General features: G+C 33.4%; 8 protein-coding genes and 1 tRNA gene. 6 read left to right on the top strand and 3 right to left on the bottom strand.

What is annotated here, in order from left to right:
• Positions 1-123: 123 nt before the first annotated feature.
• Positions 124-888 (bottom strand): ThuA domain-containing protein, encoded by a 765-nt coding sequence (locus BB050_RS03550; RefSeq protein WP_066032633.1) that lies wholly within the window; start codon positions 886-888, stop codon positions 124-126.
• A gap of 157 nt (positions 889-1,045) precedes the next feature.
• On the opposite strand from BB050_RS03550, the gene BB050_RS03545 reads away from it, so the two are divergent.
• From BB050_RS03545 to BB050_RS03535, 3 genes are all read left to right on the top strand, one after another.
• On the top strand, positions 1,046-1,867 hold the full coding sequence (locus tag BB050_RS03545; protein ID WP_236940414.1) for a helix-turn-helix domain-containing protein: 822 nt from the start codon (positions 1,046-1,048) through the stop codon (positions 1,865-1,867).
• A gap of 78 nt (positions 1,868-1,945) precedes the next feature.
• Positions 1,946-2,572 (top strand): NAD(P)-dependent oxidoreductase, encoded by a 627-nt coding sequence (locus tag BB050_RS03540; protein WP_066032632.1) that lies wholly within the window; start codon positions 1,946-1,948, stop codon positions 2,570-2,572.
• 1 nt (position 2,573) lies between these two features.
• Positions 2,574-3,086, top strand: a complete 513-nt coding sequence (locus BB050_RS03535) for an anthrone oxygenase family protein (RefSeq protein ID WP_066032631.1) — start codon at positions 2,574-2,576, stop codon at positions 3,084-3,086.
• A 101-nt stretch (positions 3,087-3,187) separates the two neighbouring features.
• On the opposite strand, the gene BB050_RS03530 is transcribed toward BB050_RS03535, so the two are convergent.
• Both BB050_RS03530 and BB050_RS03525 read right to left on the bottom strand, forming a co-directional pair.
• The gene (locus BB050_RS03530) at positions 3,188-8,038 is read right to left on the bottom strand and encodes a RecQ family ATP-dependent DNA helicase (RefSeq protein ID WP_066032630.1); all 4,851 of its coding nucleotides are present in this window, start codon (positions 8,036-8,038) and stop codon (positions 3,188-3,190) included.
• A gap of 212 nt (positions 8,039-8,250) precedes the next feature.
• Positions 8,251-8,323, bottom strand: a tRNA-Met gene (locus BB050_RS03525).
• A 117-nt stretch (positions 8,324-8,440) separates the two neighbouring features.
• Here BB050_RS03525 and era point away from each other — a divergent pair.
• From era to BB050_RS03510, 3 genes are all read left to right on the top strand, one after another.
• Positions 8,441-9,322, top strand: coding sequence for a GTPase Era (gene era, locus BB050_RS03520; protein WP_066032629.1), 882 nt, complete (start codon positions 8,441-8,443; stop codon positions 9,320-9,322).
• 322 nt (positions 9,323-9,644) lie between these two features.
• Complete coding sequence (der, locus tag BB050_RS03515) at positions 9,645-10,958, top strand: ribosome biogenesis GTPase Der (protein ID WP_008467015.1); 1,314 nt, start codon at positions 9,645-9,647, stop codon at positions 10,956-10,958.
• Positions 10,959-11,114: 156 nt separating this feature from the next.
• A complete protein-coding gene (locus tag BB050_RS03510; RefSeq protein WP_066032628.1) occupies positions 11,115-13,868 on the top strand; it encodes an outer membrane beta-barrel protein in 2,754 nt (917 codons plus the stop codon).
• The last annotated feature ends 86 nt before the right edge of the window (positions 13,869-13,954 follow it).

Raw genomic sequence — 13,954 nt, 5'->3', positions numbered from 1 at the left:
ACAGTATTTATTCAAGTAAAAAAAAGCTTCAGAGAAATCTGAAGCTTTCCTTATTAGTTTAGAAAATTATGCCTTACACAAATTTGATTATTTCATCTTTTTTGATGTATAATTTTGTATAAACTATTTCCCTAAAGCATAGGTAATTCCTCCGAGTAAATGCTGTACAAAAAGAGGATCGCTATAACTTTCAGAGCTGTGTCCTAAAGCAGTGTAAAATACTCTGCCACCATCATATTCATGATACCATGCCAGAGGATGTTTATCGCCATGCTTGCCGCCTTTATATGAAGATTCATCAATTTTTATAAGCACATTTACGTCTGGATTCAAATATTTAAAATTGTACCATTCGTCTTTTCGTTCCCAAATTGACGGAAGATGCTTTGTAGACTCATGTTCATGATTTACAATGATAAGTTTTGCATTTTGTGGTTCAGGATGCCCTTCAAAAATTCCGCCGATCATTTGGGTGTACCAAGACCAATCTGGTTCGCAGTTTGTAGCCGAATGAATGCCGACAAAACCATTTCCGTTTTCTATGAATTTTTGTAAAGCCAATTTTTGATTTTCGCCTAAAACATGACCTGAGGCACTTAAAAATATAACGGCTTGGTATTGTTTTAAGTTTTTGGAATTAATTGCCAGAGAGTCTTCAGTAGCGTCTACAATAAAATGATTTTCTTGTCCCAGTTTTTTTATCGCTGCAATTCCGGAGGGAATGCTTTCATGTCTGAAGCCATTGGTTTTAGAAAAAATCAGCACTTTTTTGGTTTTATAAGAAGTGCTCTGTTCTTCGTTTTTGATATGGAAAGAAACTAAAAAATAGCTGGTTAGTACAATGAAGCTGAATAAAAATGATTTTTTTATTGAAAACAGTTGGCTCATTTTATATGATTTTATTTTGGGAAGATAGAAAAAAAATATTTTTGAAGACTGTGTTTTTTAGGTTATTGTAAAATAGCTAGTTCTGAATAATCAGATTGCTTTAGTGTAACTGCTGTTGACAGTTGAAAAGCTTCATAAATGTCTCGAAATTTGCGTTTTGGAAAATTTTCAGATATTTGATATATATAAAATCGGTAATCACAATAATATGAACTATCAAAGTATTGTTCCCGAAGACTCTATTTCTCTTTTTGTGAAAAATATATGGGTGTTTGAAAATGAAAATAAAAATATACATACAACATTGCCTTTTTTTGCAGATGGTTGTCCAGGTTTGATGTTTCAGCAAACTGATCACGGATTGATCGTAAAACCTCATGATAAAAAGATGCCAGAAGTTTTTCTTTATGGCCAAACCATTTTGCCAATTGAGCTTGAGATTTCTGGCGCATTTCTTATTATCGTTTTTCAGTTGTATCCCTACGTTTTGAAGACATTTTTCGATATACAGCCCCAGAGCATAAATGACAATTGTTACTACTTTGATGATACTGAAGAAGATATAAGCTGGCTTAAAAAACAATTAGAATTGAGCGAAAGCGTAAAAGATAAAATTGAAATTATATCAAAATTGCTTTTACGGTATTTTGAAAAGAAAAAGGAAAACCTTGATTTTGAAATACGGCAAGGTATAGAATACATTTTTCAAACAAAAGGTCAAGAAAGTATACGCTCGATTGCTGGTAAATTAAAGTTCAATATTCGCACCTTTGAGCGAAGATTTCTAACTGAAACAGGGCTTACTCCCAAGCAATTTGCCAAGATTATCCAATTTCAAGCCTCATTAGATCAATTGACAGTTAAAGATTATGAAAAACATACCGACATTGTATATCAGAATGGGTTTTCAGATCAATCTCATTTTATAAAAGTTTTTAAAGCTTTTACTGGTAAAACTCCAAAATCATTTGAGAAATAATTATCACTGTCGCTTTTATTCTATTTTAGGACATTTATCTATTGCAATTTTGTATCACTAATCTTAAATATTGATACAATGAAAGTTATAATCTTTGGAGCCACAGGTACAGTTGGCATTGAAATCGTAAAACAAGCATTAAAAAATGGTGATGAAGTAACAGCTTTTGTTCGTGATCCTCAAAAACTACAAAGCATTTCTCATCCTAACCTTCACATTCATGTGGGTGATGTTTTGAGTTTGAATGATGTTGAAAACGCCTTGCAGAATCAAGAAGCAGTTTTTTGTGCCTTAGGCGATGGTAGAAAAGGTAAAATACGTGCAGAAGGAACAAAAAACATTATTGAAGCCATGAGAAAAAAAGGATTAAATAGGCTGATTTGCCAAACGACTCTCGGCTTGGGCGAAAGCTATGGAAATCTTAATTTTATCTGGAAACACGTTATGTTCGGAATGTTGCTAAAAAGAGCATTTCAAGACCATAAATTGCAAGAAAAATATATTTTGGACAGTAATTTGGATTATACAATTGTTAGACCAAGTGCTTTTACGGATGACCAAATTACCAATACGTATCGCATAGGTTTTGACGGAAGTTATAAAAAACTCAATCTGAAAATTGCCCGTAAAGAAGTTGCAGATTTTATGATACGTCAACTAAATACCAATGAATATTTAAAAAGAACCGTTAGCATTTCCAATTAAAATGAGAGCATCAAATATTCTACTAATTATTACGGCAACGACAACAGCATTAATGGCTGGGCTTTTCTTTTCGTACTCGATTTCGGTGAGCTTAGGATTGGGAAAACTAAACGATAAGGAATTTCTAAATGCCATGCAGAACATCAATCGAGAGATTCAGAATATACCATTTTTCATTTGTTTTTTTGGAACGTTGATTATGCTCCCAATTACCAGTTTTGTTCACTACAAACAGCCGTGGTTTCTTTTGCTCTTGACAGCTACACTATTTTATTCGCTTGGTGTGTTTGCTGTAACGGCGTTTGTAAACGTTCCTCTGAATAATAAACTGGAGTTGTTTGACCTTACAAATACCACAAATGCAAGTGCGAAGCAAATGAGAAATATCTTCGAAGACCGTTGGAACTTTTGGAATAACATAAGATCGCTATCTTCCTTATGTAGCTTGTTTTTCGTTATTTTAGCTTGTGTTTATAATTCGCCTAAAACTAGAAAGATTGCTTTTGATAGATGAAATGTTAACAAATAGATTTAGTATTGTGCAATAAAGCAGCTCTAGAAAAAACTGAATCTGTTTTTATTTTTAGTTGGCTTGTAATAAAGAATATCTCATTTTTAATGATGTCTATTAATTTCAAAATAAAGCTCAGGTAATATAACTTTGATATCCTGTGCAGTTTCTTCTTTAAACCAATGCAATATGAAATTTACCTTCGCGCTTTTTAATTCGTACTGTTTTGATTTCATTATTTCGATTTTCTCAATGAAATGTTTTGAGAATTTCAACACAGATTGACCACTTGAGTTTAAGCATTCGTTACTTTCAACAAAAAGTATTTCTCCACACGTGAGTTGGGAAACTAAAGTTTGTCTTTCTATAAAGAAGTCAAGCCAAATATCTTTTAAGGTTGCATGAACAGCAATTTTATCAGGAGGCATATAAATTTCAAGATCATTTTTATGTTCAAGATTTTCAGCAGTTAAAAAATTGAGATAATCTCCATTTAAATGGATATTTAGATTGCGTTTGGCTCGAGTCATGGCTACGTACAATTGACGTTTAGCTTCATCTGTAATTGCATTAAAGTTTTCAAGTAAGAGATATACATTGTCAAACTCTTTTCCTTTAGCTTTATGAATGGTTGATACAAAAATTGTTTCGCCATTTTCACTATAAAAATCCTCCAATTTAGATTCCCTAATTAAAACTTCCAAATCAGATTTGTATTTTCTATTAGGATTAGTAGTTTCAAAATCTTTTATGATATTCTGACAAATCTCCAGTTTGTTGCTTTTGCGGAAAGTGTTATTTAACTCAATTTTTGCCTTATCCCAAATTTCATCACTAATGGTGTAAACACCCGATTCTGAATCTATTTCATTCAATAAAAATCTAACTTCAACAAGATTGGACAAATTAAAACCATCATTAGATTGTATTAATTTTGCCATTATGCCATTTTTTAAAAGCAATCCTGCAACTTTTATAGCTTCTTCGTTAGTTTTCGTAATTACACAAGTAGTTCCAGAAAGATCTGCGTTGCATACGTCGTGTACCAAAGGTGTTATCAAATTGCCATTTTGGTGCGTAACAATCTTGATTTTTCCATTATCAGTTTGATTTGCAATAATTTGTGTTTCTTTTAGACGGTGCTGGATTTGTTGAACAAATTGATTTGTAAACATAACCAAATTGTTTTTGCTGCGATAATTTTCGACCAATTCATGTTTTATTGCTTTATTTTGATAGATGAACTGTTCAAGATATTTAGAACTCGCGCCTCTAAATTCATAAATATTTTGATCATCATCTCCAACTGCAATAACTCTCATATCCTCATTCTGCTCAAGCAAAGCGTTTATTAGTGCAAACTCATCAGAATTCATATCTTGGGCTTCGTCAATGACCAAAACAGTTTTAGTTATTTTATTAGTTTCAACATCACCGTTTTTAATTTTTTCGACTGTAGTGTTTAAAATATCGGTAGATTTTTCTAAAGTGCCAACCTTGCCTAAAAGATCAAAACAATAAGAATGAAATGTCTTAATTTCGATAAAATTGGCTGCATTACCTATAAGCTTTAATAAACGCTTTTTAAATTCGATAACGGCAGCTCTTGAGAACGTCAACATGAGCAATTGTTCATGTTTTACATCTTCCATTAACAATAGCGAAGCCAATTTATGGACCAATACCTTCGTTTTGCCACTGCCTGGACCTGCAGCAACAACGATATGTTGTGTTTCATTGTCTTTTATAATTTTTAATTGTGCGGGAGAAAGTTCTCCAAATAGCTGTCTAAATTTTGCTGGAGTAATATTTCTTTTAATCTCGTTCTGTCTTTCGCTTCCTTTAAAATATTTATTTAAAAAGGAACTGTAGTTGAGCTGAAAATAATCTTCTACAAACTGAAGTGCATTTTTGTAATCATTAATCATTCTTTGAGCATATTCGCCCACTATGTGAATTTGCTGGACTTTGCTTTCATAAAATTGATTGAGTTTTTGATAATCGTCTTTAGTATATCGTTTTTTATTATCCTGTTCAGTTCGCTCGATTGTTAAAGCATTATAAACCACAAGAAAACCGCCTTCGATCTTTATTGCTTCGATGCGCGAAAGATAGAATAATGTATCTTCAATGTCATAAATAGTTATTTCTTTTTTGAAAAGATTGGAGCTGTTATCATAAGCAACTTTTAGTTCGTGTACTGAAAACTCGACCAAAATTTCATCTTTATCTGTCTGGTTTTTTGCAGTTTCGGAACTGGTTTTGTTAAAAAAGAAGTCAACAATAAACTTTGCAAGTTCGTATCGTATTTCAAGTTTATCAGTTAATTGCTTCTTGCTTTGAAGGCAAAGTATTGCAATATGGTTCTTAAAATGATCTAAGTTTTTTCTTTTAATCCAGTTTTTAATAGACCAAAAGTTAATTATCGTTTTTATTTTATTGGTGTTTACACCTTCACAGCCCACTTTTTCAGCAAACTCATTTAATTCTTTCAAATGAAAAATACTCTCATCTTCTTTTAATATCGACAATAAAAACTTTTCAATTTTGCTGTATGACTCTACAATGGCTAAAGACCGATTTTTATTGTCTGTATTTTTTATAAATGCAGTCAAATCTTTGGCATCGGCCAGAATATTTTCTTCTCGCAATAAGCTTATAATATTGATGACTTCTTCTCGTACAATGCCTAAATGATCACTAATATAGTCTACTCTCGATTCTGGAGTTTCGCTGTTAGTTTCTTTTCTGCTTTTACTAGAAAAGAGTTTTTTCATAATGCGTACACCTTGTTCCTTTTGCTTTTCTTCAAATTTTTTCGAAGCTTCTATTTTGTTAATAGCTTCCTGTGCATTTTTAGATAAAATGCTGCTTGCAAACACCCTTGGCATGTTCTGTCCACGCTTTAAATAACCTGCATCTTCCAAGGCTGCTATTGCTGTAGTTACACGTGTTTCAATTTCTGCAACATTATCATCCCAACCTGCTTTTCGGGCAATTTCTAATGCAGAATTAGATACCTTAGATCGAAATCTAGTAATATCCTTTATTGCTTTCCAGACCTGCTGGATTTCTTTTATAGAAAGTTTGGTTTGGTTAAGAAGAATAAAATGTTTGCTGAGGTCTTCCTCATTAAACAATACAAAACAATCGCCTGATATATTTTCATCCCTGCCTGCACGTCCAGCTTCTTGAACATAATTTTCGAGCGAATCGGAGATTTCATAATGAATGACTAACCCTATATCTTTTTTGTCTACTCCCATACCAAATGCAGAAGTGGCTACCATAATTTGAGTTTCGCCATTTAAAAAGGAATTCTGGTTTTCATTCTTCTCCTTTTTGTCCATTTTCCCATGGTATGGTTTAGCATTAAAGCCATCTTTTAATAGCTGGTCAGCTAACTTATTGGCTTTAAGTGTTCTGGATACATAAATAATTGTTGGACAGTTTTTCTCTTCAATTAAGTCTCTCGTAGCCAAATATTTTTCTTCTTCATTTTGCTTTTCAAAAACTCTATACTGAAGATTAGTTCTTGATGCTTTTGATGTAAATAATTCAAGTTCGATTGATAATTTTTCTCTAAAATAGTCTCTTATGTCTTCAATTACCTTTTGTTTGGCTGTTGCGGTAAAGCAGGATACTGGTATACCTTCGTCTAGATTTTTCTTTTCTTGAATTAATTTTATAAAATCGCCAATATATAGATAATCAACCCTGAAATCTTGTCCCCATGATGAAAAACAATGAGCTTCATCAATTACAAAACGGGCTATTTTTCTTCCTAAAATTAACTTCTCGATAGTCTTTGAGCGAAGAGATTCAGGTGAAATGTATAGAATAGAAGCAGAGCCATCTTCAATTCTTTCAAATGATTTTGCTCTTTCAATTGGGTCTAATAGTCCATTAATAGTTACCGCTTGCGTTATTCCATTTTTTTCAAGGTTGTCAACTTGATCTTTCATTAAAGACTGGAGTGGAGAAATTATAATAGTTAGTCCTTTTGAGTTTTCGGCACTCATAAGTGCTGGAACTTGAAAAGTAATTGATTTTCCTCCGCCAGTTGGAAAAACAGCCAGAACCGACTTATTATTTACAGCTGCATTAACAGCTTTTTCTTGAAGAGGTTCGCCTCCATAAGTGCGATAAGAATCAAAACCAAAAAATTTTTTTAACCCTTTGTGGATGTTCAGAGCATTATTGCAATAATTGCATCCAGTTATGCAAGGTTTGCTTCGTAATAATAACATTATGCTTTCTACCTCAGGATAGTTCTTTAGAACCCAGGGAGGCGTAATGGAGTAAACGTTTCTGTGAACTATAAATGAATTAATAAGCGATAGGCAGTAAGCCAATTCAATGGGATGTTCAGCCTTTATTTTGCTAATATTTGAGTGTTCGCAAATTTCACCTTGGAATTTTAATCTAATCTGCGCTTCCAAATTGGATCTAGTACTCTTATAATTTATAAAACGAAAAAAAGCACCAAATTCTTTTGTGGGATGTAAAAGAGAATAAAAAATTTCTTTAAGTACTTCATCAATTTGTGAAAAAGCGGCAACTTCACCATTAAATAAATCACGAGCCTTAATGGAATCGTTTAATGGATTATTAAGTTCTTCTGTCTGAAGTTTATCATCTTTTAATAAAGCATGGTAAGGTTTTGTTGGAAATAGTAGGGGAGATAAATGTAATGTATCAATTATGTTTCTAGGAGGAACACCAGCTTCATTGATAGTTTGGTCAATAAATTTAATATCATGATTTAAGATATTGTGACCACAGATATACTCGCTTCCTTTCAGAAACTGGGTAAAATTTCCTAGGGAAACACTATGAAAGCGATTACCATCTTCTTTAATTGCACCTATATCAAGGATTTTACCTTTAGCCGATTCGATTTCGGTATCTATAAAGGTAATTAACGAGGTGTTATTTTGTTTGTCTATTGCCATTAAACACAACGAGATTATATTTGGATTTTCTAATGAGAATAAATAGGCAAATATTTAAATAAGAGGATGATAGATAGCTAATTTAGCATTTAATTTCTAAAATCAAAACACTTTTGTAAATAAGCTTTTTTTTGTTAAATCGGGAGAAGCCATGGATGCGTTTTTGGTAGAAAACAAAAAAGCTTCAGATTTCTCTGAAGCTTTTGTCTTAGTAGCGGGAACAGGACTCGAACCTGTGACCTTCGGGTTATGAGCCCGACGAGCTGCCTACTGCTCTATCCCGCGATGTTTCGGGTGCAAAGATACGTCGATTTTTTAAAAATCCAACGAAAACTTTAAAAAATGTTTTATTTTCTGTATTGAGTTGATATGACTACCTTTGCATCTTAAAATATCATGCAAATGTCACATAAAGCAGGTTTCGTAAATATTATCGGAAATCCAAATGTTGGAAAATCAACATTGATGAACGCTTTCGTTGGAGAACGATTGTCGATCATTACATCAAAAGCACAAACTACACGTCATAGAATTCTAGGAATCGTAAACGGAGAAGACTTTCAATTGGTTTTGTCTGATACTCCTGGAATCATTAAACCAGCATACGAAATGCAGGAATCGATGATGAACTTTGTAAAATCGGCTTTTGAAGATGCTGACATTTTAATCTACATGGTCGAAATAGGGGAGCAGGACTTGAAAGACGAAGACTTCTTCAAGAAAATCATTCATGCTAAGATTCCGGTTTTATTGCTTTTAAATAAAATTGACAATTCAAACCAAGAACAATTAGAACAGCAAGTTACTTTCTGGAAAGAGAAAGTGCCAAATGCAGAAATTTTCCCAATTTCGGCTTTGCAGAATTTCAACGTTCCAGAAGTTTTCGGAAGAATTATCGAATTATTGCCAGAATCTCCAGCTTATTATCCAAAAGACCAATTAACAGACAAACCAGAGCGTTTCTTTGTCAACGAAACCATTCGTGAGAAAATCTTATTGAATTACGCAAAAGAAATTCCATACGCAGTTGAAATCGTAACAGAAGAATTTCATGAAACAGACAATATTATTAGAATCCGTTCGGTAATTATGGTGGAACGCGACACTCAAAAAGGAATCATTATTGGACATAAAGGCGCAGCTTTGAAAAAAGTCGGAACCGATGCCCGTGCTGATTTAGAGAAATTCTTCGGAAAACAAATTCACATTGAGCTTTACGTAAAAGTGAACAAAAATTGGAGAAGCAACGCAAATATGCTGAAACGATTTGGTTATAATCAGTAGTTTTTGTTTAATCGGTTAATCGTTGATATGTTTAATCGTTAAACGAAAGGTTCTTTTGAAAATAGGTGTCCTAGCCCAGATGGGAACGGTATCCTTTTGTGGCGGGGTTCGCCACAAAAGATATAGTGGACAGCTGGATTAGCTCCTGAAAATTATACAAAAAAACAATAAAAACTTAGGTACTAAGAAACTTAGCATCTCAGCAACTTTTTTTAACTACCTTTGCAAAAAATTTAAATAAAGCATTTTGGATTATAAGTGATTAGGTTTTTAGGAAGCTAAGAATCTGAAATCTAAAGTCTAAAATCTAAAATTCAATAAAATGAGTAATAACATTGTTGCGATAGTAGGAAGACCTAATGTAGGGAAATCGACCCTTTTTAATAGGCTGATACAAAGAAGAGAAGCTATTGTAGATTCAGTATCTGGGGTTACCCGTGATAGAAACTATGGTAAAAGCGAGTGGAACGGAAAAGAGTTTTCTGTCATTGATACAGGTGGATATGTTCGAGGATCTGATGATATTTTCGAAGGTGAAATCCGTAAACAGGTAGAGCTTGCTATCGATGAAGCCGATGTTATTATTTTTGTGGTTGATGTTGAAGAAGGGATTACGCCAATGGATGAAACCGTTGCAAAATTGCTTCGTAAAGTTACAAAACCAGTTTTATTGGCTGTAAATAAGGTAGATAATGCTATGCGTGAAAAAGACGCTGTAGAGTTTTATAACCTTGGTTTAGGTGACTATTATACTTTTGCAAGTATCTCTGGAAGCGGTACAGGAGATTTATTGGATGCCTTAATTGAAGCTTTCCCAGAAAAACCAGAGCCGGTTACACCAGAAGTTGAATTGCCTCGTTTTGCAGTTGTAGGTCGTCCGAATGCTGGGAAATCTAGTTTTATCAATGCCTTGATTGGTAAAGACCGTTATATTGTGACTGATATTGCTGGAACAACTCGTGACGCTATTGATACTAAATTTGACCGTTTTGGTTTCGAATTTAATTTGGTGGATACTGCAGGAATTCGCCGTAAAGCAAAAGTAAAAGAAGATTTAGAGTTTTACTCTGTAATGCGTTCTGTTAGAGCAATCGAACATGCTGACATTTGTATTTTGGTAATCGACGCTACACGCGGATTTGAAGGTCAGGATCAAAGTATTTTCTGGTTGGCGGAGAAAAACCGTAAAGGCGTTGTAATCTTGGTAAACAAATGGGATTTGGTCGAAAAAGATACCATGTCAACTCGTGATTACGAAGAGAAAATCAAAAAAGAATTGATGCCTTTTACAGATGTGCCAATTTTATTCGTTTCTGCTTTAACAAAACAGCGTTTGTTGAAAGCGCTTGAAGCAACAGTTCAAGTTTACGAAAATAGAAAACAGAGAATCCCAACTTCAAAATTCAACGAATATATGTTGAAGGTGATTGAATCTTATCCGCCACCAGCAATGAAAGGGAAGTATGTAAAAATTAAATATTGCATGCAGTTACCAACTCAAACGCCGCAATTTGTGTTTTTTGCCAATTTGCCGCAATATGTTAAAGAGCCTTATAAACGATACCTAGAGAATAAAATTCGTGAGAAATGGGATTTTGCAGGAGTTCCGATCGATATTTACATCAGAGAAAAATAAAAAAAAATCCCCTTGAATAGGGGATTTTTTTATGTTTGGTGTCTTGATTATTAAAAGATTGGTTTTTGTATTGGCATCATATTTGGTTAAATGTAAAAAACACAATTAAACCTTTTCTGTTTTTTTTAGTCTTACCGATCTAACTAACCTAATTTTATGACCAGAATTTATTCATTTCTATTGTTTTTAGCTTTTGTTTATTCGGCAAACGCCCAAAATAATATCGTTATTAAAGGGACCGTAGTCGATATTAACTCGCAGCTTCCGCTTGAACTCGCCACGGTTTACTTCACAGCAGTAAAAGATTCAACCATTATTGAATATGCTACAACCGATAAAAACGGAAATTTTATTATCAATACCAAAAAGTTTGATAAGCCAGTTTTCTTAAAAGTAAATTATACAGGATACCAAGCCTATTTTGAAGAGCAAAAAGGGCTTACAGAAAGTAAAGATTTCGGAAAACTGTATATGCTTGAAAACGCCAATGTTTTAAATGAGGTGGTAATTAAAAGCGAAGCACCGCCAATTACCATTAAAAAAGACACTTTAGAATTTAATGCAGGCTCTTATAAAGTGCGTCCTGATGCAAATGTGGAAACATTACTGAAACAGTTGCCAGGATTTGATGTTGATAATACCGGAAAAATTACGGTAAATGGGCGAGAAGTCAATCAGGTTTTAGTCAACGGAAAAGCATTTTTTGATAAAGATGGAGCTATTGCCATTAAAAACCTTCCGGCTGATATTATTAAAAAAGTTCAGGTTTCTGATTTTAAAACCAAAAAAGAAGAACTGGCCAAACAAGAATCGACTTCAGATTATTCGAGTATAAATATTACCATTGACGAAAAGAAAAATAAAGGCTATTTCGGTAAAGTGCTTGGAGGATATGGTTCAGACGAACGCTATGAAAGCAGTTTAATGATGAACTTTTTTAAAAATAAACAAAAAATAAGCGTATTGGCCTCGTCAAACAATATCAATTCAACTGGATTTTCTATGGATGAGGTTTTTGATAATATGGGAGGCGGACGAAATGCTAAAGGCGGAAGTCAAGGCGCTAGCAGTGGAGGAAAAGGAATTACGCAATCTACTTTGGCCGGAATTAATTATTCTGATGATTGGACCAAAGATTTGGAGTTTATGAGCAGTTATAATTTTACAAATGCCGTGACTAAAAATGATAGCAAATCGAATCAGCTTAGTCTGTTGCCAACAGGGAATATTTTAACTGAAGCCGATTCTAAAACCAGAAATGAAAACACGGGAAATAAAGTCAATTTCGAGTTAGAATACAAAATCAATCCAACTATGCAGATTGTTTTTGCTCCTAAATTGAATTTATCCGAATCAAACAGCAATTCCTCTTCTTCGACTTTTTCTGAAAATGAAAATGGCGATGCGTTGAACGAAAGTACCGCGACATCTCATTCAGAAAGTTCTAATACAAGTTTTGCAAACAGCATTAATTTCAATAAAACTTTTAAGAAACAATCGCGAAATTTAAGTGTGGTTTTTAATAACAATAACACTAAAAATGATTCGAACGGAATCAATATTTCTGAGACTATTTTTTATCAAGATAATAAACCAAATGATGAAAGAAATCAGAATGCAAAAAATACATCAAAAAGCGATGCGTATTCGCTTGACTTAGAATACACAGAGCCTGTGACAGATTCGCTGAGATTGCGTTTCGGAACCGATTTTGATTGGCAGAGTTCTATGAACGATCAAAAGACATTTAATTTTGATGATGCTTCGCAAGAATATTCAGATTTAAACTTATCACTGACCAATTATACCACATCAAAACAAAATTCGATTACGCCAAAAGTGGGGATTACTTGGCAGAAAAGTAAATTTACGCTGAATGTAAATTCGAGAACATCAATTGTAGAGTTTGATAATCATTCCTTTTATTTAAATCAGGCTACAGATCTGAATAAAAGATATATGCTTCCGTACGGAACAGCCCAGCTTCGATACAAATTTAACCGTTCTAAAAACTTAACTTTCAAATACGATTACTCTAATGCGCTTCCGTCGGCAACACAATTAATGCCAGTTGCAGATTTAAATAATCCGTTAAACAGCGTAATCGGAAACCCAAATCTTAATCCGATTGAAAAAAGTACTGCGGGTATCGATTTTAAGAATTTTGATTTTAGAACGCGTTCTGGCTATAGTTTATTTCTTAAAGGAGATTATTATAATAATGATATTGTTTCTACTTCGATTTATGATGATAGCGGAAAAAGAAATACAACTTACGTAAATATTTCAGGAACTTACTCGGCTTCGGTTGGAGGAAACTGGAATCAGCAGATTAAAAAAGATGCACACACTTTAAGATACGGGTTGCGTTTAAGCGGTAACTATAATTTTGATAAAGGATTTACAAATGCGGTTTTATATTATGCAAAATCGGTTGTAGTTACGCCAAGTGTTTATGCTTCTTATGATTATGGCGAAGTGCTTTCTATTGCTCCATCTTACAGTTTATCATACAACGAAACGCGATATGAAAATTTTTCAAGAGACGCGACTTCAAACGTAATTCACAGAATTAATATGCAGACAACATCGTATTGGCCTGCTAATTTAATTTTCGGAAATGACTTTGGATATACTTATAATTCGAATATTTCAGACGATTTTAAAAAGGATTTCTTCCTTTGGAATACAAGTTTGTCTTACGGATTTTTAGATAAAAAACTTTATGCTAAAGTGAAAGTGTACGATGTTTTAAATCAAAACCAAAGTGCAACAAGAACCATTTCGCCAACTTCTATTCGAGATGAAGAGAATACAGTTTTAAAACGATATGTGATGTTTTCTTTAGCTTATAAAATTGGAAATTTTGCTGAAAGCAAAAAAGGAGGAAGGAGACAGAGAGGATCTTAGTTTTTAAGGTGCAAAGGTTCTGAGGAACAAAGGTTCAAAGGAGCAGAGGTTCAAAGGGACAAAGATTAAAAAAACCGAAAATCAAA

It is taken from the genome of Flavobacterium anhuiense, from assembly GCF_001705175.1.
Classification (GTDB): domain Bacteria; phylum Bacteroidota; class Bacteroidia; order Flavobacteriales; family Flavobacteriaceae; genus Flavobacterium; species Flavobacterium anhuiense.
This window is presented reverse-complemented; position numbering and strand designations above follow the sequence as displayed.

Coding starts and splice junctions, on each gene's coding strand:
- BB050_RS03550 (WP_066032633.1), bottom strand. CDS start 888: ATGAGCCAACTGTTTTCAATAAAAAAATCATTTTTATTCAGCTTCATT.
- BB050_RS03540 (WP_066032632.1), top strand. CDS start 1,946: ATGAAAGTTATAATCTTTGGAGCCACAGGTACAGTTGGCATTGAAATC.
- der (WP_008467015.1), top strand. CDS start 9,645: ATGAGTAATAACATTGTTGCGATAGTAGGAAGACCTAATGTAGGGAAA.
- BB050_RS03510 (WP_066032628.1), top strand. CDS start 11,115: ATGACCAGAATTTATTCATTTCTATTGTTTTTAGCTTTTGTTTATTCG.
- BB050_RS03530 (WP_066032630.1), bottom strand. CDS start 8,038: ATGGCAATAGACAAACAAAATAACACCTCGTTAATTACCTTTATAGAT.
- era (WP_066032629.1), top strand. CDS start 8,441: ATGTCACATAAAGCAGGTTTCGTAAATATTATCGGAAATCCAAATGTT.
- BB050_RS03535 (WP_066032631.1), top strand. CDS start 2,574: ATGAGAGCATCAAATATTCTACTAATTATTACGGCAACGACAACAGCA.